The sequence below is a fragment of the Streptomyces sp. NPDC036984 genome (assembly GCF_055607665.1).
Map to the genome: position 1 here is coordinate 33883 of NZ_JBVJRL010000035.1, position 21394 is coordinate 55276.

At 75.1% G+C, this 21394-nt stretch carries 3 protein-coding genes; 1 reads left to right on the forward strand and 2 read right to left on the reverse strand.

The genetic code is table 11. The features are described 5' to 3' along the window. Window positions 1-21: 21 nt before the first annotated feature. Window positions 22-8967: an SDR family NAD(P)-dependent oxidoreductase gene (locus ACZ7DL_RS36990; protein WP_470781169.1), complete on the reverse strand. Its 8946-nt coding sequence runs from the start codon at window positions 8965-8967 to the stop codon at window positions 22-24. Beyond that, the gene (locus tag ACZ7DL_RS36995; protein WP_470781171.1) at window positions 8954-21181 is read right to left on the reverse strand and encodes an SDR family NAD(P)-dependent oxidoreductase; all 12228 of its coding nucleotides are present in this window, start codon (window positions 21179-21181) and stop codon (window positions 8954-8956) included. Before ACZ7DL_RS36995 ends, ACZ7DL_RS36990 begins: the two co-directional genes overlap by 14 nt. A 33-nt stretch (window positions 21182-21214) precedes the next feature. Between ACZ7DL_RS36995 and ACZ7DL_RS37000 the strand changes: the two genes are divergently transcribed. After that, window positions 21215-21394, forward strand: a 180-nt coding sequence (locus ACZ7DL_RS37000; RefSeq protein ID WP_470781173.1) for a hypothetical protein, incomplete at its 3' end; no start/stop codon positions are given.

Below are 21394 nucleotides of genomic sequence, written 5' to 3' on the forward strand. Positions count from 1 at the left end.
CATGGTTCTCTCCTCGGCGGCTCATCGGCCCTGTCCCGTCAGCCGGCTCAGCAACCGCTCAGCCGTGTCGATGTCCAGGGTTCCTTCCTCGACCCGCCGCAGGACGTCGTCCAGGGTCAGGTGCTCGTCCACCGCCGGGGGCGCGGGCGGCGTCAGCTCCTCTTCGAGGTAGCCGGCCAGCAGGCGGACGGTCGGGTAGTCGTACACGCGGGCGGCGGTGAGCTCCACGCCGAGACGTTCCTCGATGAGCTTCGCCCACTGCACCGCGAAGATCGAGTCCAGGCCCAGCTCGGCGAACGGCCGGTCCGGATCGATGGAGCCCACGGGCATCTCCAGCACCTCCGCCAGAGACCCGGCCAGCTCCTCGACCGCCGCCCCCGCCGCGCGTCGCGGCGCGGGGGCGGCGACCGCGGGCACGGGGACCGCCGCGGGCTCGCGGTCCCGGGGCAGGGCCGGGGCGGCGGCGCCGGCCGGCCTGCCGGCGGCGTGCTCACCGCCGACGGCGCCGTCGGCGGTCGCCACCACGGTGTGCTGGTCCACGTCGGCGGTCATGCCGAACGGGAAACGGACGGTCGAAAAGCCGACGGCGGTCAGCGCGTCGCGCCAGCCCTCCGGGGCGAGGACCGGGCTGCCCTGCACCCGCAGCTCCGGGTCCTCGGTCCGCCACCAGCCCTCCAGGAGACCGAAGGTGAGATGGAGCCAGAGGCGGTTGCGTGTGAGCTCGTTGAGCAGCAGCACGCCGCCGGGCCGCAGCACCTGCCGGACGTGCCCGAGCGTGTCGGCGATCCGCCGGGTGGCGTGCAGCACGTTGGTGGCCACCACGACGTCGTACGTCCCGGTTTCGATGCCCTGCTCGCCCGGCGCCCGTTCGATGTCGAGCACCTGGCACTCCAGGTACGGCGCCGCCGGGCCGAACTGCTGCCGGGCGTGCCGCAGGAAGCTCGCGGAGACGTCGGTGTAGCGGTACTCGGCGACCGCGTCCCCGTACGGGCGCAGCCGGTCGAACAGGACCGCGCTGGTCCCGCCGGTGCCCGCGCCGACCTCCAGGATGCGCAGCCGCGCCCCCGGGTCGGCCGCGAGTCGCTGTTCGACGTGGCCTGTCAGCGCGTCGGCGAGTGCGCTGTTGGCCTCCTCGTTGCCCTGGTAGAGGGCTTGGAGCAGGTCCATCGAGGAGTCCGGGAAGAGGATCTCGTGGGCCAGGCGCCGGCCGGCGAGCAGGTCCGGCAGCCCGCGCAGGGCGGCCTCGACGAGTTCGACCTGCGCGGCGACCGCGGGCCGGTCGCCCCAGGCGTCCTTCGCCGCGTTCCAGGCGGACCAGGCGGAGGGATTGCCCTCCTGCCCGGACGGGACGGCGTACCGGCCGCCGTCACGGGTCAGCCGGCCTCGCTCGGCGAGGATCCGCAGGCTCTCCGCGAGCCAGCGGCGCAGGTGCCGGGGCAGGTGCGCGGCCCGGTCCGGCCCGTCCGGGTCGATGTGCGGCCCGCTGAAGCCGTCGGCCGCGCGCAGCTGCTCCCACAGCAGGTCCGCGGCGAGCGAGTCGAGGTCGGGGGCGTCCCGTGGGGCCGGTTCGGGCGCCGGGAGCGGGCGGACCGTCAGCCGGTGCAGCCGGACGCAGAGGCGACCCTGCTCGTCGAGGACGTCGATGTCGACCGAGGCGGCCGTGCCCGGGTGCGGCCGGACGTGCGCCCATGCCTGAGCCGGGACGGGCCGGAGCAGCTCGGCCCGGTCGACGGCGAACGGCAGCCCGATGCCGTCCGGTTCGCCGCCGGGCGCGCCGAGAGAGGCGATCGCCTGGAGTGCCGCGTCCACCATGGACGGGTGGGCCAGGAAGCCGCCTCGGCCGGCCTTGAGATGGGCGGGCAGCCGCAGCCGGGCCAGCACCTCGCCCGTCCCGGTCCACACCTGGTCCAAGGCCTGCATGCCGGGGCCGTACACGATGTCCGCGGTGGCGAAGAGGGCCCGGCAGTCCGCCCCCGAGACCGGTCCTCGCGGGCACCGGGCGCGGATGGCCGTCAGGTCGAGCACCGGTTCGCCGCCGGTGGCCGGCCGGGCCCGGCCGGTGCAGTAGACGACCGGCGTCGCGTCGGTGGAGCGCACCTCGAAGGAGACGGTTCCCCGGTCCGCGTCGGGGGTGAGGGCCACCCGCACCGGCTCCGGGCGCTCGGCCGCGGCGAACGGCCGGACCCAGACCACGTCGGACAGGGCGACCCCGGCCTCGGGCGTTCCGGCGGCGTGCGCGACGGCCGCGCGGACCAGTTCGAGGTGGGCGGCGGCGGGCAGCACCCGCGCACCGCGGACCCGGTGGTCGGCGAGGAAGAACTCCTCGCCGGTCCACGCGGACTCGTAGAGCGGCCCCCACAGCGTCGAGACGCTGCGGTCGAGCAGCGGGTGCGGCCGGCTGTCCGCGTCGGCGGCGATCCAGTACCGGTCGCGGGCGAACGGGTACGTCGGCAGGCTCATCCGGCGGGGCGCCGGGCCGTTCCGCAGCGCGGTCCAGTCGATCCGCATGCCCTGCACCCACGCCTCCAGGAGACGCTCCGGGGACCAGCTGCGCTGTTCGGCGACGGGGACGTCGGCCGGCCGCTCGCCGTGCGGGTCGATCCGGCCGCGCAGCCACCGGCCGGTCAGGCCGTCCACGAAGCGGCTCAACTGCGCGCGCAGGTCGTCCGGTCCTGCCGCGCGGAGCGCCAGCCGCTCCGCCATCTCCTCCCGCCCGGTCTGAAGCGTGTGGGCGAGGTCGGCGAACCGGCCCGGCGGGCAGTGGCCCGCGGTGGCGAAGGCGAGCAGCCGGCGGGCGCGTTCGTGCAGCCCGGCCTCGTCGCGCGCGGACAGCACGATGAGCTGCGGGCCGGGCGCACCGGCCGTCGTCGGCGGCTCGGGCGCCTCCTCGACGACCAGGTGCGCGTTCGCGCCGCCCGCGCCGAAGGACGAGACGCCCGCGCGCAGCGGATGGCGGACCGGCCGGCCGTCGACGTCGAGCACCGGCCGCTCCCAGGGAGCCGCCGTCCGCTGCACCGTGAACGGTGTCGTGGCGAAGTCGATGTGCGGGTTGGTGGTCTCGGCGTTGAGAGACGGTACGAGGGTGCGGTGCCGCAGCTGGAGCAGCACCTTGGTGAGCCCGGCGATCCCGGACGCGCTCTCGGTGTGGCCGATGTTCGACTTCACCGAACCGATCGCGCAGAAGCCGGTGTCCGCGGTGTGCCGGCGGAACGCCCGGGTGAGCCCGCCGATCTCGATGGGGTCCCCGAGCGCGGTGCCCGTCCCGTGCGCCTCGACGTAGGAGACGGAGCGGGCCGGCACGTCGGCCCGGCGCAGCGCCTCGGCGACGGCCGTGCTCTGACCGGCCGGACCGGGCACGGTGTAACCGCTGGTGCGGCCGTTGGCGTTGACGTGCGTTCCCTTGATCACGCCGTGGATGTGGTCGCCGTCGGCGAGCGCGGCGGCCAACGGCTTGAGGACGACGACGCCGACGCCCTCACCGTCGACGAAGCCGTCCGCGCCCGCCCCGAACGGGGCGCTGCGCTCGCCCGGGGAGAGCATGGTCATCTCGCTGAGGCGGATGTAGTGGTCGGGGTGGACGATCAGGTTGACTCCGCCGGCGACGGCGCAGTCGCTGGTGCCGGAGCGCAGGCTCTCCACCGCGAGGTGGATCGCGGTCAGCGAGGAGGAGCAGGCGCTGTCCACGGCCAGGCTCGGGCCGCGCAGGTCGAACAGGAACGAGACCCGGTTGGCGATCGACCAGAACCGCACACCGCTCGGGTAGTTGCCGTTCATCGCGCCTACGAACACGCCGACCCGGCGGTCCGGGCTCAGGGTGGCCGTGGTGTGGCCCGCGTCCTCGATCGCGGCGTGCACCGCCTCCAGGAACACGCGCTCCTGCGGGTCGAGGTGCCGGGCCTCGGCGGGCGAGATGCCGAAGAAGCCCGCGTCGAAGGCGTCCGCGTCGGCGAGGAAGCCACCCCAGCGGCTGTACGTCCGCCCACGGGTGCCCCGGGCCGGGTCGTAGTACGTGCGCCAGTCCCAGCGCTCGGCCGGGATCTCCCCGATGGCCGCGCGGCCGGCGAGCAGGTTCTCCCAGAACGCGTCGACGTCGGCGGCCCCGGGGTAACGGCCGAAGAGGCCGATCACCGCGATGTCGTCCCCGGCGGCGGTTCCGCCCTCGGGGCCGGCCGCGGGCCGCTGCGCCGGCGCCGGTGGCAGGGCGGGCGCCGCGGGCCGGGCCTCCTCGGGGGCCGGGGCGGGCGCGCCCTGCCCGGGTTCGCCCACCAGCCGGGCCAGGCCCTCGGGGTGGGTGCCCAGCAGGTGGTCGACGACCTCGTCGACGCTGGTGTACTCGAAGAAGAAGGTGCTGCCGATGTCCGGGACGGCGGTGCGCAGCTGCTCGGCGAGTTCGACGGACATCACCGAGTCCAGGCCGTAGTCGCGCAGCGATCGGGCGGCGTCGATGCGTTCGGGCGCGAGCTTGACCGTGGCGCCGAACAACCGCTTGAGGTGGGCCACGGCCCGGGACCGCAGGGTGGTTCCGGATCCGGTGGCCGGGGCCGGCGCCGTGGCGGCCGGGGCGGCGTCCGGGGCGGTGGCGGTCTTCATGAACCCGATGTGGTCCTCCGGCCCGGCCAGGAGGCGCTCCACGACGTCCATCGCCTCCGGCGGCTCGATGGAGCCCTGCCCGAAGCTCGCCATGCGGGCGCGGTGGGCGTCGTCGGCGACCACGCCGACGCTGCCCCAGTAGCCCCAGTCGACGACCTTGACCGGCCAGTCGTGCCGCTGGCGGAGCCACTCGGCGTACGCGTCCTCGAAGGTGCTGCCGGCGGCGTAGTTGCCCTGGCCCGGCGGGCGGGCGTGGGCGACCAGCGAGGAGAAGAACAGGAGGAAGTCGAGGCGCTGTGCGGCGAACGCGGCCGACACGGCCTCGGTGAGCGCGATCTTGGCGGACAGCACGGCCCGCAGATCCGACTCGGGCATGGAGAACAGCATCCGGTCGCGCAGCACGATGGCGGACACCACGACACCGTCCACCCGGCCGAACCGGGCGACGACGTCGCGGCGGACCCGGTCCATCGCGGCGGCATCGGCGCCGTCCGCCGAGAGGTACAGGGGCCGCGGGCCGAGGTGGCCGAGCCGGTCAAGGCGCTCCTCGATGGCCGCGTCCAGCGGCCGCCTGCCGATCCACACGACCTGTGCGGCGTACCGGCTCACCAGGTGCTCGGTCCAGGCCTCGCCGATGCCGCCGGCCCCTCCGACGACCACGTAGACCCCGCCGTGCCGGTAGGGCGGCCGGGCCGGCGCGGGCAGCGTGAGCGGGCGGAGCTCCTGCCGGTACCAGCGGCCGTCACGGAAGGCCAGGGTGGCGCCGTGCGGATCCGCCGGCAGGGTGCGCAGCGCTGCCACCGGCCACGGCTCGCCCAGGGCGAGGTCGACCAGCCGCACCGACCACCGCGGGTGTTCCTTGGCGAGCGAACCGGTCAGTCCGTGCACCCCGGCCGCGGTGGGGTGGACGCCGTCGGACGCGGCGACCTTCTGGGTCTGGTGGGTGATCACGGTCCAGCCGAGCGGTGTGTCCGCATAGCCGGCCTGGAGGAACGCCTTCACCCAGCGGAAGCAGTGCAGGACGGGCTCGGTGCCGTCGGCGGCGTCGACGGGCGCGATCCAGTACACCTGGTCGACGCCCGGTTCGGCCCGCACGTCGGTCAGGTCCTGGACGCGCACGTCCGCCCGCGGGTGGGCGGCTCGCAGCCACTGCCGCTGCTCCTCGGTCCCACCGGCGATCAGGACGACGGCGGGCTCCGGCGCTTCGGCCGCGGCGGGGGTGTGCTCCTCCCAGACGGGGCGCAGCAGGTGCCGGTCGGCCGGGGTGGTCCGGGCGGGGCCCGGAACGCCCACCGCGAGGCCGCGCAGCCGGACGCAGATCCGGCCGTCGTCGTCGCAGACGTCGATGTCCAGCGTGCCGGGGCGGTCGGCGCCCGGGCGGATGTGGGCGTGGGCCGAGGCCGGCGTCGGTGCGAGGATCTCCACCTCGGCGACCGCGAAGGGCACGCCCGCAGGGGCGGTGTCGCCGTCGGCGGCGAGACCGATGGCGGCGTGCAGGGCGCCGTCCAGGATCGCCGGGTGCAGGCCGCCGGGTGCCGGGGCGGGGCCGGTGGCCCGCAGGCGAGCGAGCACCTGCCCCGGGCCGACGGCCAGTTCCTCGACCGCGCGCATCGACGGCCCGTACTCGATGCCGGCCGAGGCGTGCATGTCGTAGCAGCGGTCGGCCGGGATACGCCGGTCGCCGGCGGCGCGCAGGGCGTCCAGGTCGAGGACGGGGCGCTCGGCGGGCGCCGTGGTGACGTGGGCGGTACCCAGCGAGACCACCGATCCGTCGGCGGTGACCCGCAGGCCGATCGTCTCGCCGGTGCGCGGGGTGAGCGCGACGGCCAGCTCCACGGGCGCGGCACCCGCCGTGACCGGGCGCGGCCAGGCGACGTCGGTCAGCCGGATCGCCCGCTCCCCCGGTCCCGCGGCCTCCGCCACCGCGGCGCGGACGAGTTCGAGCTGGACGGCGGCGGGCAGCACGCGGTCGCCGCCGACCAGGTGGTCGGTGAGGAAGTACTCCGCACCGGTGAGCGTCGTGGCGAACCGCAGGCCGTGGACGCCGGATTCGTTGCGCAGCGCGAGCGTGCCCCCGGCCACCGCGCCCGGTGCGGCGATGCTGCCGTCCGCCGTGGCCGTGCCCGGTGACGGGGCCGCGCCCCGTGCGCTCGGGTCCGCAGCCGCGGCCGCGTCCTGCGCCGTCGGAACCGGTGCCCAAGCCGCGTTCGACGCGCTCACCGTGCCCTGTGCCGTGGGCGGGGCGTCGAGCGGGCCGGGGGCCCAGTGCCGCTCCCGCGCGAAGGGGTAGGTCGGCAGCGCCACCCGCCGCCGGGGCGCCCCGGTGTGCAGGGCGGCCCAGTCGACGGGCTCCCCGGCGAGCCACCGGTCGAGCGGCCCGGCGCCGGCCTGGTCGGCGGGGGCCTGCGCGCCGCGGAGGTGTCCGGTCAGCCGCTCGCGCACCTCGTCGAGGGTTCGCGCGGCGAAGCCGAGCCGCTCCTCCAGGGCCTCCCGGCCCGTCTGGAGGGTGTACGCGATGTCGGCGAGGTCCGCGTCGGTGTACCGGTCGAGCGCGGAGTGCAGCCGGCGGGCCTGCTCGGCGAGCCGGTCGCGGTCCCGGGCGGAGAGCACGATCAGCGCGGGCTCCGGGGAGGGCGAGGCACTGCGCGGCGGAGCCGGGTGGTCCTCGACGATGACGTGGGCGTTGGCCCCGCCGGCGCCGAAGGAGGAGATTCCGGCCCGGCGCGGCCGTCCGCCGGCCGGCCACGGGGCCCGCTCGCGCTGCACCCGGAACGGTGTGGCGTCGAAGTCGATGTGCGGATTCGGTTCGGCGGAGTGCAGGGACGGCACCAGTTCGCCGTGCCGGAACTGGAGCAGGACCTTGGTGAGCGCGGCGATGCCCGAGGCGCTCTCGGCATGCCCGATGGCGGACTTCACCGAGCCGAGCGCGATCGGGGCCGCCGCGGCCGTCCGGTCGGCGAACGCCCGGGTGAGGCCGGCCAGTTCGATCGGGTCGCCGAGTTCGGTGCCGGTGCCGTGGGCCTCGACGTAGCCGATGGACGACGGGTCGGCGCCGGCCTGGTGCAGCGCGCGGGTGATGACGTCGGCCTGCGCCTGCGGGTTGGGCACGGTGTAGCCCGTGGCCCGGCCACCGTGGTTGACGGCGGTGCCCTTGATGACGCCGAGAATCCGGTCGCCGGCGGCCAGGGCCTGCTCCAGCGGCCTGATCAGGACGGCTCCCACGCCCTCGGCGGGCACATAACCGTCGCCGCCCGCGCCGAAGCTGGCGCAGCGTCCGGTGCTGGACGCGAACCGGCCCTGCGCGAGCATCAGGTACTTGTTCGGGTGGATCGTCACGTTGACGCCGCCGACCAGCGCGGCATCGCACTCGCCGGCGCGGATCGCGCGGCAGGCCAGGTGGAGCGCGGTCAGCGAGGACGAGCACATGGTGTCCAGCGCGACGCTGGGGCCACGCAGGTCGAGCGTGTACGAGACCCGGTTGGCGACCGACGAGGCGTTGCCGCCCACGGCGTAGCGCCGGCCGCGCAGTTGGTCCTGCGCGGCGTGCAGCTGGTACTCCTCGTACATCACCCCGACGAACACGCCCACCGTGGGCGGCAGGGTGGCCCGGGTGTAGCCGGCGTCCTCGACGGTTTCGTAGGCGCACTGGAGGAAGAGCCGCTCCTGCGGGTCGAGCAGTTCGGCCTCGCGGGGCGAGATGGCGAAGAACAGCGGGTCGAACTCGTCGACGCCGTCGATGAACCCGCCCCACTTGCTGTAGGTGCGGCCCGGCTCGCCCTTGCGCGGGTCGTAGTAGGCGTCGTGGTCCCAGCGGTCCGCGGGGACCTCGGTGACGCAGTCCCGGCCCGCGCGCAGGTTCTGCCAGAACTCCTCGGGGTCGCGGGCGCCGGGGTAGCGCCCGGCGACGCCGACGATCGCGATGTCGAGCGGCCCGTCTCCCGGCGCCGCCGGGGTGTCCTGGGCCGCCGTCGGCACCGGTGGCGCGGGCGTGAGGCGGTGTCCGGTCAGGCTGATGCGGCCGGTGGGCGACACCCGCCGGTCCGCCGCCGACGGCCGGTCCGGGGTGTCCGCCACCGGTTCCGGGGCCTGCGCGGTGTCGTGGCCGATCACGGCGGTCAGCCGGGCACGGGCGGTGGAGAGCAGATGGTCGGCCAGCTCGCCGACCGTCGGGTACTCGAACAGCAGGGTCCGCGGCAGCGGCCCGAGGTCCCGCTCCATCAGCAGCGTCACCTCCACCGCCTTGACGGAGTCGGTGCCGTACTCGCTGATCGGCACGGCGGCGTCGAGGCGTTCCGGAGCCAGTTTGAGCACGGCGGCGAGCCGGCCCGCGACGTACTGGCGCGCTTTCTCCCTCAGGTCGTCGTCAGGCGCTGGCATCGTTCATCTCCTTGGCTCCGCCGGCCCGGCCGACGAGGTGGGGATACGTCTCGCAAAGGTGGTGGGCGAGCCGCCCGAGGGTGGTGTGCTCCAGCAGCTCGGCGGTGCCGACGTCCAGCCGGAAGGCCAGGCTGATCCGCCGGGCCAGCTCGGCCAGGGTGACCGGTTCGAAGCCGTAGTCGTTCAGCTCCGTGTCGGGGTCGAGGTCGGCCGGGTCGACGCGCAGGATGTGCGACACCAGGGCAGCGAGTTCGGTCTGGATCCCAGCGACGGGTGCCGGGTCGGCGGGGCCGGTGACGAACCGGTCCCGCAGCCGGGCCAGGTCGCCGGTGAGTGCCACCAGGTGGCTGCGGCCCGAGGCCAGCGCACGGTAGAGGGCATGCATGGCGTCGGCCGTGGCCAGCGGGGCCAGGCCGAGCCCGCGCAGGGCCGCCACCGTCGTGTCGTCCACCGTCATGCCGCCTTCGGCCCACAGCGGCCAGCCGACCGAGACGGTGGTGCCGTGCCGTTCGCCGCGGGCGACCAGGGCGGCCCGGTGGTCGGCGAACCGGTCGAGGAAGCCGTTGCCGGCGGCGTAGTCGCCCTGGCCCACGTTGCCGAAGGCTCCGGTGGCCGAGGAGAACAACGCGAAGAGCTCCAGCGGAAGGTCCCGGGTCGCCTCGTCCAGGTTGCGGACCCCGGCGCTCTTCGGCGCCAGGACGGCGGCGAGGTCCTCGGGCGTCTTGTGCGCGAGCAGACCGTCCCGCAGCACACCGGCGGCGTGCAGGACGCCGTCCAGCCTGCCGTGCTCGGCGAGCACGTCGGCGACCAGCCGGCGTACGGCCGCGATGTCGGCGACGTCGGCCTGCCGGTAGCGCACGCGTGCGTCGCCGGCCTCGCCGGGCAGGTCGTGCGCGGGCGAGCGGCCGACCAGGACGACGGTCGCGCCGGGCGCCTGCCGGACGATGTCGGCGGCCAGCAGCCGCCCGATGCCGCCACGCCCTCCGGTGACCAGATAGACGCGGCCGTCACGCCACGGCACCGGCGCGTCCCCGTCGGGCAGTTCCGCCCAGCCGGCCACCCGGCCGCCCCGGGTCCGGGCCGCCGAAGGCAGCCGCAGTGCCCGGTCGAGGTGCGCGGTCACCGTCGCCGCATCGGCGTCGGCGGGCACCTCCACCGTCTGGACCTCCAGCCCCGGGTACTCCTGGGCGGCCGACAGCAGCAGGCCGCTCAGCCCGGCGGCCGGGAGCGCCTCCTCGGGTACGACGAGCTGGCACCGGGTCGGTTTCGGAGCACCGTCCGCGGTCAGCCGCTGTACTTCCCGCAGCACCAGAGCGGCGTCGTCCTCGTAGGTCTCGGTACGGCCGTCCAGCAGGACGAGGCCCGCGCCGGGCACCGGGACGTCGGCGTGCCGCCGGGTCAGGAGCACCACGCGCTCGGTCGGCTCGGGCTCCCGCTCGGGCGCCTCGTGCCACACCGGGGCCAGCAGCAGAGTGCCCTCGGCCGGGCCGGCCGGGCCGGCGGGGGGTACGGCGGGTACGGCGGCGGCCCGCAGGCGCAGCCCGCGCAGGGCCACCCGGACCCGGCCGTCGTCGTCGCAGAGGTCGAGGTCGAGGACCTGGTCGCCGGCGCCGCGCTCCTCGCGTCGGCGCACCCACACCCACGCCGGGCCGTCCAGCGGTGCGTACACGGTGAGTTCGTCGAGTGCGAACGGCAGTGCGGCTCCGCCCGCCCGGGCCGCGCCGGGCAGCGGGGGCAGGCCGGCGGCCGCCTGGAGTGCCGCGTCGAGCAGGTCCGGGTGCAGGGTGTACGGGGTACGGCCCGCCGGGCCGGCCGGCGCCACTCGGGCCAGGACCTGCCCGGAGCCGGCCCGCACTTCCCGCAGTGCGCGCATCCGCGGGCCGTAGGCGATGCCGGACCGGGCGCACCGGTCGTACACCTCGTCGGCGGACGTGGTCCGGTTGCAGTCGGCGAGCAGCGCCGCCAGGTCGAGCGCCGGAGCCGGCTCGGGCGTGCGCAGGTACGCCCCGCCCTGGACGAAGCGCCGTTCCTCGTCTCCCGCCTGGGCGACGGTGAAGCCGAGCGTGTCCTCGGTGGCGGCCGCCAGGTCGATGGCCACGGTGACGGTGCCGCCGGCCTCGGCCGGGTCCACCGGGCGCTGCCACACCACGTCGGTGAGGTTCAGCTGTGCGTCGGACGGCGAACCCAGCGTCAGGTGCGCCGCGGTGTACGCCATCTCCAGTGCGGCGGCCGCGGGCAGGATGCGCCGGCCGCCCACCCGGTGGTCGGCGAGGAAGAACTCGGCTCCGGTCAGGGTGGTTTCGAAGCGCTGCTGCCACAGGGTGGAGACGTTGCGCTGGACCAGGGGGTGGAGGGCCGCCGGGACGGTGGACCGGCCGACCGGCTCGATCCAGTGGCGCTCGCGGGCGAACGGGTAGCCGGGCAGCCCGATCCGGCGCGGGGTGCGGCCGCGGTGCAGCAGCTCCCAGTCGACGGTCAGCCCGTTGACCCAGGCCGCCAGCAGGCGGTCGTGCTTGCCCTTGGCGATCCAGGCGGCCACGGCCTCGCGGGCATCGTCGTCGCCGGCGAACAGCGCGGCGAGCTCCCCGCCCCGGCCGGCCCGGCCGCGGTGCCAGTCACCCGGCCGGCCCTCGACGAAGTCGGCCAGCCGGTCGCGCAGTTCGCCGGTGTTCCGGACGGAGAAGGCCAGGCGCTCGGTCATCTCCTCCCGGCCGACCTGGAGGGTGTACGCCAGGTCGGCCAGGCGGGGCGAGCCGGTCCGCAGGTGGTGCAGCAGTCCGCGCGCGACCTCGGTGAGGCGTTCCGCGTCCGTCGCGGAGAGCACGATCAGGCCCGGCGCGCCCTCCTCCGGCGGCTGCCCCGGTGCCAGGTACTCCTCGATCACCAGATGGGCGTTGGATCCCCCGGCACCGAACGAGGACAGCCCCGCCCGGCGCGGCGCACCCTCCGGCGACGGCCAGGGCGCCGCCTCCCGCTGCACCCGGAACGGCGTCGCATCGAAGTCGATGTGCGGGTTCAGCTCCTCCGCGTGCAGCGACGGCACCAACTCCCCGTGCCGCAGCTGAAGCAGGATCTTCGTCAGCCCCGCGATGCCGGAGGCGCTCTCGGCGTGGCCGATGTTGGACTTCACCGAACCGATCGCCACCGGATGCTCGGAGCCGGTCCCGAAGGCACCGGCGAGCCCCGCGATCTCGATCGGGTCACCCAGCGACGTCCCCGTCCCGTGCGCCTCGATGTAGCCGACGGTGGCCGGATCGACCTCCGCGACGTCGAGGGCGCGGCGCACCACTTCGGCCTGGGCGGCGGGGTCGGGCACGGTGTACCCGCCGGTGCGGCCGCCGTGGTTGACGGCACTGCCCTTGATCACACCGAGGATCCGGTCGCCGTCGGCAACCGCCCGCGACAGCGGCTTCAGCAGCACCGCGCCGACACCCTCACCCGGCACATAACCGTCCCCGCCGGCACCGAACGCCGCACACCGGCCGCTCTCGCCCACGAACCCGCCCTGGTCCAGGAGCAGGAACTTGTTCGGGTGCACGGACACGTTCACCCCACCGGCCAGCGCGAGATCCGACTCCCCGCGCAGCAGGCTCTGGCACGCCAGATGGATCGCCGTCAGCGACGACGAGCACATCGTGTCCACCGCCACGCTCGGACCGTGGAAGTCACAGACGTACGACACCCGGTTGGCGATCGAGGCCGGCACCCCGCCGGCGGCCAGCGCCCGGCCGTGCGCCTGCGCCTGGGCGCCGAAGAGCTGGTACTCCTCGTACATCACGCCGACGAACACACCGACGTGGCCGTGGGCCGCGGCGCGCGCCCGGGTGTAACCGGCGTCCTGGAGCGTCGCGTAGGCGCACTCCAGGAACAACCGCTCCTGCGGGTCGGTCAGCTCGGCGTCGGCGGGTGACATGTGGAAGAACAACGCGTCGAACTTGTCGACGTCGGTGAGGAAACCGCCCCACCGGCCACCGCCGGTGACCTGCGGATCCCACCGCTCGGCCGGAACCTCGGTGACGCTGTCCACGCCCGCCCGCAGGTTCGCCCAGAACTCCTCCAGGGACGCCGCCCCCGGATAGCGCCCGGCCACACCGATGATCGCGACGTCGTCGGGGCGTATCCCCTCTGCGGGTGTCCCGTCCCGGCGGTCCCCCGCCGGACGCGCCGCGGCCGCCAGGGCGTGTCCGCGCCGGTGTCCCGCCGCGATGCCCGTCGGCACGCCGGACTGCGGCTGTGCGGCGGCGGGCGGGGTGGCAGGGCGGTCCTCGCCGAGGAGGGCGGCGAGCCGCTCCGCGTGCTCGGTGCGGAAGTACTCGGCGAGCGCGTCGACGGTGCGCCGCTCGAACAACAGGGTCTTGGCCAGCGGCCCGAAGCTCCGCTCGAGCTCACGGATGATCTGGAGCGCCATGACGGACTCGATCCCGTGCTCGGAGAGCGGCACGTCGGCGGCCAGCTCGTGCGCCGGGAGCTTCACCTGGGCGGCCAGGACGGACGTCAGGTAGCGAACCACCCGGGCGTGTTCCGGTGCCTGCGGGCTGACCGCTTCGGTGTCCTCCTCGTCACGAGGGCCGGCGGCGCCGGTCGCGGTACGGGGCGCTTGTGCGGTGGCCGGCGCCGCCTGGTCCGGGTCGTCCTCCAGCGACCGGACGGACACCCCGGTCAGCCGGACACAGACGCGTCCCTCGTCGTCGAAGAGGTCGACGTCGAACAGGGAGGCACCGGGGCGGCGGCGCAGCCAGGCCCAGGGCTCGGCCGGGCAGACGGCGAGCAGTTCGACGCGGTCGACGGCGAACGGCACGGCCGTCCGGCCCGCGGTGAGGTCGAGCGCGATGCCGGCGTGCAGAGCCGCGTCGAGCAGAGCCGGGTGAAGGGTGAAGCCGTCCGCGTCCGCGTCGGGCCTGCGCAGCCGGGCGAGTACCGTGCCGTCGCCGGCGTGTACCTCGGTGAGGGCGCGCATCGCGGGCCCATAGGCGATGCCGCACGCGGCGAGCGCCTCGTAGCAGCGTGCCACGGGTACGGCGGCGAGCCCGGCGAGCAGGGCCTGCCGGTCGTGGACGGGCCGCGGTGCCTCGGTCTCGCCGGTGGCGACCTCGCCGGTGGCGTGCACGTCATCGGACCGGACCTCGAAGGCGATCCGCTCGTCACCCGGGACGAGCACGACACTCAGCTCTTGCCCGGGCGCGGGCACGAAGGGCCGCAGCCACACGACGTCGGTCAGCGCGGTCACCCGGTCGGGCACGGTGAACTCGACCGCGGCGCGGGCCAGTTCCAGGACGGCGACGCCGGGCAGCATCGGCCGTCCCTGGACGACGTGGTCGGCCAGGAAGAACTCGCCGCCGGTGAAGCGGGCGCTGTAGCGCTGGGCGCCGAAGTCCGAGGTGTTGCGCTGGGCCAGCGGATGCAGCAGGGCCGCGGGCGGTCCGGCCACGGCCGCCGGGACCGGGTCGATCCAGTGCCGATCGCGCGCGAACGGGTACGTCGGCAGGGCCACGCGGCGAGGCGTGCCGGACTCGTACAGCGCGGCCCAGTCGACGTCGAGGCCCTGCGTCCACATGTCCAGGACGAGACCGTGCTTGCCGCGCCGCAGCCAGCGGCGCAGCGTCTCGGCATCCTCCTCGTCGGCGAACGCCGCGGCGACGGGGCGCGCACGGTCGGCCCGGCCCTGGTGCAGCCCCTCGGTGTGGCCGGCGAGGAAGGCCGCGAGCCGGGCCCGCACCTCGTCGACGTCGGTGGCGTGGAAGGCCAGCCGGCAGCGCATGGCCTCGCGTCCGATCTGGAGGGTGTACGCCAACTCGGAGAGGGCCATCGGGTGTTCGCCCAGGTGGGCGAGGAGGTTCGCGGCCGACTCGCGCAGCCGGGTCTCGTCCCTGGCGGAGAGCACGATCAGGCCCGGCGCGGCCACCGCCGGCCGCTCCGGTGCCAGGTACTCCTCGATCACCAGATGGGCGTTGGATCCCCCGGCACCGAACGAGGACAGCCCCGCCCGGCGCGGCGCACCCTCCGGCGACGGCCAGGGCGCCGCCTCCCGCTGCACCCGGAACGGCGTCGCATCGAAGTCGATGTGCGGGTTCAGCTCCTCCGCGTGCAACGACGGCACCAACTCCCCGTGCCGCAGCTGAAGCAGAATCTTCGTCAGCCCCGCGACACCCGCCGCACTCTCCGCATGACCGATGTTCGACTTCACCGAACCGATCGCCACCGGACGCTCGGAGCCGGTCCCGAAGGCACCGGCGAGCCCCGCGATCTCGATCGGGTCACCCAGCGACGTCCCCGTCCCGTGCGCCTCGACATAGCCGACCGTCCGGGGGTCCACCCCGGAGCGGTCCAGCGCCCGGCGGACCACCCGGCGCTGCGCGGCCGGGTCGGGCACGGTGTACCCGCCCGTGCGGCCGCCGTGGTTGACGGCACTGCCCTTGATCACACCGAGGATCCGGTCACCGTCGGCAACCGCCCGCGACAGCGGCTTCAGCAGCACCGCGCCGACACCCTCACCCGGCACATAACCGTCCCCGCCGGCACCGAAGGCCGCACACCGGCCGCTCTCGCCCACGAACCCGCCCTGGTCCAGGAGCAGGAACTTGTTCGGGTGCACGGACACGTTCACCCCACCGGCCAGCGCGAGATCCGACTCCCCGCGCAGCAGGCTCTGACACGCCAGATGGATCGCCGTCAGCGACGACGAGCACATCGTGTCCACCGCCACGCTCGGACCGTGGAAGTCACAGACGTACGACACCCGGTTGGCGATCGACGAGGGACTGCCGGCCAGCGCCAGAGCACCGCCGCGGGCCTGGGCGGCGGCGGCGTGCAGCTGATACTCCTCGTACATCACGCCGACGAACACACCGACCTCGCCCTGTGCGGCCGCCTCGGCCCGGGTGTAGCCGGCGTCCTGGAGCGTCGCGTAGGCGCACTCCAGGAACAATCGTTCCTGCGGGTCGAGGAGTTCGGCCTCACGAGGGGTGATGCCGAAGAACCGGGCGTCGAACTTGTCGACGTCGGTGAGGAAACCGCCCCACCGGCCACCGCCGGTGACCTGCGGATCCCACCGCTCGGCCGGAACCTCGGTGACGCTGTCCACGCCCGCCCGCAGGTTCGCCCAGAACTCCTCCAGGGACGCCGCCCCCGGATAGCGCCCGGCCACACCGATGATCGCGACGTCGCCCGGTGTCGCGGCGTCCGCCGCCCCGGCTTGGGTCGCCCTCGCATCGGCCGCCGTGGACCGGGCGGGCAGTCGCGAGGCCGTCGTCGGCTCGGTCGGCGCCGGATCGGCCGGTGCCGCCCGTTCCGTGGACCGGCCCAGGAGGTGACCGGCGAGCGCGTCCACGGTACGGAACTCGAAGAGCAGCGTCTTGTCGAGCGGGCCGAACGTCAGCTCCAACGCGCGGACGATCTCGAGTCCGGTGATGGAGTCCATGCCGTAGTCGATCAGCTCCACGTCACGGTCGATCCGTGGCGCGGGCAGCTTGATGACCGACGCGACGACGTCGGTCAGCCGGCGGACCAGCTCCTCGCGGTCCGCGGAGGCCACGGCCGTGGGCTCGGTCCGGGCGGTGGCGGGGGCCGGGCCGGCGAGCCGCTCGGCCGAGATGCGCTCCCGGTCGCCGTACAGCACCATCACCCGGCTCTGCCCGCCTGCCAGCGCGCGGTACAGGGCGCGCAGCGCGGCGCCGGTGGGCAGCGGCCGCAGGCCGACGCCGTCATGGGCCGCACGGACCTCGGAGGCGTCCATGGCCATGCCGCCCTCGGCCCACAACGGCCAGTTCACGGCCACGGTCCGGCCGTGCCGCTCGCCACGTGCGACCAGGGCGGCCCGGTGCTCGGCGAACGCGTCGAGGAAGCCGTTGGCCGCCGCGTAGTCCGCCTGGCCCACGTTGCCGAAGACCCCGGCGAGGGAGGAACACAGAACGAAGAAGTCGAGCGGCAGGTCCTTGGTGGCCGCGTCCAGGTTGCGGGTGCCGGCCACCTTGGGCGCCAGCACCGCGGCGACGTCGGCGTCCCGCTTGCGGGTGAGCAGGCCGTCCCGCAGCACGCCCGCCGCCTGGACGACCCCGTCGAGGCGGCCGTACTCGGCCACCAGGTCCGCGACCAGGCCGCGGACGGCCTCGCCGTCGGTCACGTCGGTGCGGCGGTAGACCACTCCGTCCGGCACGGCGGCGGTCGCCGCACGACCGGCCACCACGACGGTGGCTGTGGGCGCCTGCCGGCGGATGTCGGCGGCCAGCAGCGCGCCGATCCCTCCCGCACCGCCGGCCAGCAGGTAGACGCCGTCCGGCCGCCAGGGCGTGTCGGCGTCCGGCGCCGCGAGTTCGCTCCAGTCGGCGGTTTCCAGCCCCTCGTCACCGGCTCGGACCCGGGCCGCGTCGACGCCGGCCGCTCGGGCCAGCAGCCGGGCCGCCTCGGCGGGGGCGGTGCCCGTCGGCAGCTCGACGATCTGGCCGCGCAGGGCCGGGTGTTCGCGTCGCGCCGTCATCAGGGCCCCGGACACCCCCCAGGTGCCCGCGGTCCCTTCCGGCAGGGCGAGCTGGATCAGCGCCGCCGCGGAGGAGTTGCGCCGGACGGCCCGCAGCACGAGGTCCGTGTCGGCCTCGTAGCCGTGGATCCCGCCCGTCAGGCGGACCAGCTCGTCGGCGCCGTGGCCGGCGCCGAGCGAGTCCGCGAACGGTCCGGCGGCGAGGATGATCCGGCGCTGCGGGGCCGTGGCGGGGTCCGGCTGCACCGCGCGCCAGGACGGAGCGAGCAGCAGCGTGTCACCGTCCGCCGCGGGGCGCACCGCCAGGGCGGAGAATCGTACGCACACCCGGCCCTCGTCGTCGCACAGGTCGACGTCGAAGGCGTCGCCCTCGGGGCGCAGCCGCAGCCACGCCCAGGCTTCGGCCGGGCAGGCGGCGACGAGTGCCACCTCGTCCACCGCGAACGGCACCGCGGGCCGCTCGTTGCCCAGGTCGACCGCGACCCCGGCGTGCAGGGCCGCGTCCAGCAGGCCCGGGTGCAGCACCAGGGCGTCGTCCGGCTCGGTCACCCGGACCTTGGCGAGGACCTGGCCGTCGCCCGCCCACACGGCGGTCAGACCGCGCATGGCCGGACCGTAGTGGACGCCCCGCTCGGTGAGCGCGGTGTAGCAGGCGTCGACGGACACCTCGGTGACCGCGGTGCGGACGGCGTCCAGGTCGATGCGGGCCACCGGCTCGGCGGACGCTCCCGGCCGGGCGTCGCCGCGTGCGAACACCGTCCGCCCGCCGGCCGGCGCGGGGCCGGTGATCTCGAAGGAGACCCGCTCGTCCGGGTCGCCCGCGCAGGTCAGCTCGATGGCCAACGGCACTCCCGCGGTGACGGGCCGGGTCCAGACCACGTCGGTCAGCCGCAGCGGCCGTGCCGCCGAGGGGTCCTGCTCCCAGCCGAGGGCCGCCGCGGCGCGGGCCATCTCCAGTGACGCCACGGCGGGCAGTACGGGCTCGCCCGCCACGACGTGGTCCGCGACGAAGAACTCGGCACCGGTGAGCGTGGTCTCGAAGCGCTGGGCCCGCAGCGAGGAGGTGTTGCGGTGGACCAGCGGGTGCGGCGCCGCCGTGGTGCCCGGCACGCCGACGGTCGGGCGGCCCACGGGCAGCCAGTGGCGCTCGCGGGCGAAGGGGTAGGACGGCAGGGCGATCCGGACCGGGGTCCCCGTGTACAGCGGGGACCAGTCGACCGTGGCACCGGTGACCCACTCGGCGAGCAGCCGGTCGTGGTCCGCGGGGGTGGCCTGCGCTGCCCGGCCCGTCCCGCCGGTGGCCGTGCCGCGGTGCCAGTCGCCGCCTCGCCCCGCCGCGAAGTCCCGCAGCCGGTCACGGACTTCGGTGACCGCCGCGGCCTGGAAGGCCAGTCGCTCCGCCATGCCCTCGCGGCCGGACTGGAGGGTGTGGGCGAGGTCGGCGAGGCGGATGTCGGGGTGGGTGTCCAGGTGGGCGGCCAGGCGGTCGGCGCTCTCGCGCAGCCGGGTCTCGTCCCTGGCGGAGAGCACGATCAGGCCCGGCGCGGCCACCGCCGGCCGCTCCGGTGCCAGGTACTCCTCGATCACCAGATGGGCGTTGGATCCCCCGGCACCGAACGAGGACAGCCCCGCCCGGCGCGGCGCACCCTCCGGCGACGGCCAGGGCGCCGCCTCCCGCTGCACCCGGAACGGCGTCGCATCGAAGTCGATGTGCGGGTTCAGCTCCTCCGCGTGCAACGACGGCACCAACTCCCCGTGCCGCAGCTGAAGCAGGATCTTCGTCAGCCCCGCGACACCCGCCGCACTCTCCGCATGACCGATGTTCGACTTCACCGAACCGATCGCCACCGGACGCTCGGAGCCGGTCCCGAAGGCACCGGCGAGCCCCGCGATCTCGATCGGGTCACCCAGCGACGTCCCCGTCCCGTGCGCCTCGACATAGCCGACGGTGGCCGGATCGACCCCCGCGTCGGCGAGCGCACGGGTGATGACGTCCCGGTGCGCCCTGGGGTTGGGCACGGTGTACCCGTTGGTGCGGCCGCCGTGGTTGACGGCACTGCCCTTGATCACGCCGAGGATCCGGTCGCCGTCGGCAACCGCCCGCGACAGCGGCTTCAGCAGCACCGCGCCGACACCCTCGGCGGGGACGAACCCGTCGCCCCCGGCCCCGAACGCGGCACAGCGGCCGCCGGTGGGCACCAGGCCGCTCTGGGTGAGGATCAGGTACTTGTTCGGGTGGATCGAGACGTTGACGCCTCCCGCCAGCGCGAGGTCCGACTCCCCGCGCAGCAGGCTCTGGCACGCCAGGTGGATCGCCGTCAGCGACGACGAGCACATCGTGTCCACCGCCACGCTCGGACCATGGAAGTCACAGACGTACGACACCCGGTTGGCGATCGACGACGGGTTGCCGGGGATGCCGACAGGCCGGCCGAGGGTCTGCTCCTGGGCTGCGTGGAGCTGGTACTCCTGATACATCACGCCGACGAAGACCCCGACCCGGCCATGGGCCGCGGCGGCCTCCCGGGTGTAGCCGGCGTCCTGGAGCGTCGCGTAGGCGCACTCGGCGAACAGACGCTCCTGGGGGTCGAGGTGCTCGGCCTCACGCGGGGAGATGCCGAAGAACTGAGGGTCGAACTTGTCGACGTCGCTGAGGAAACCGCCCCACCGCGGCTGTGCGCCGGTCGCACTGGCGGGGAAGGCACGGTGGTCCCAGCGGTCGGCGGGCAGTTCGGTGACGCTGTCGCGGCCGGCGCGGAGGTTCGACCAGAACGCGTCCAGGGTGTCGGCCCCGGGATAGCGTCCGGCGACACCGATGATCGCGATCTCCTCCTGCGCCGGGGCTGCGGGCCGCGTGACCGCCAGGGCCGCGGGGGCGGGCTCGGCCGCCGCGGGGCCAGGCACGCCCACCGCGGTGGCGGGCTCGGCCACAGCGGGACGGGTGTCGGCGTACGTGCCGGCCGCGGCCGCCGCCTCGGGTGCCGGAGGTGTGGGTCCCACCTCAACGGCCGTAGGTGCGGCTCCCGCCTCAACGGCCGGAGGTGTGGAGTCCGCCCCGATGCCCGCCAGCACCGCCAGCTCTTGCGGACAGGTGTCGAGCAGGTGGTCGGCCAGCTCGTCGACGGTCCGGTACTCGAACAGCAACGTGCTGGGTATGTCGGTGAACTCCTTGCGCAGGCGGGAGGTCAGCTGGACCACCACGATCGAGTCGACGCCCAGCGCCTCGAACGGCGTGGCGGCGTCGAAGTCCTCGGTACGCAGTCGCAGCACCTCGGCGAAGAGGGCCCGCAGCGCGTCGACGCCCTTCTCGCGCAGCTCGGCGGGCCGGGGCTGCCGCGCCGGCACGGTGTCCTGCGGCGCGGCGCTGCGCGGCACGGACGCCGGTTGCACGGCCGTCTGTTGCACGGCGGTCTGCGCCACGGCTGCACGCGGCGCGGGGGGCTGCTGCCGGGCCGGGAGCGTGGAGACCGGCCGCGGGCCCTCGGTGGCCGTGGTGAGGTCCACGGCGATCACGCCGTCGCTCTGCGCCGTGATCACGTGATGGTCGAGGTCGCGCTCCGCGCCGAGGGGGAATCCCACGGCGGCGAAGCCCGTCCCGGACAGCGCACCGCGCCAGGCGGGGACGGTGAGCACCGGACTGCCCGGGATGCGCAGGGCCTGGTCCTCCGTCCGCCACCAGCCCTCGAGCAGCCCGAAGATCAGGTGCACCCACAGCTGGTTCCTGGTGAGCTCGTTGAGCAACAGGAGCCCGTTCGGGCGCAGCAGACTCTTGATGTGACCGAGGGTCCGGTGAATGCGGCTGGTCGCGTGGACGACGTTGGCCGCGATGACGACGTCGTAGGCGCCGAGTTCGACGCCTTGGTCGGCCGGGGAGCGCTCGATGTCGAGCAGCCCGTAGCCGAGGAAGGGGTTGTCGGGGCCGTAGGTGTCCTCGGCGTGCTGGAGGAACGCGGG

Excerpts from the sequence above, each read along its gene's own strand:
- ACZ7DL_RS36990 (WP_470781169.1), bottom strand. The coding sequence starts at position 8,967 with ATGCCAGCGCCTGACGACGACCTGAGGGAGAAAGCGCGCCAGTACGTC.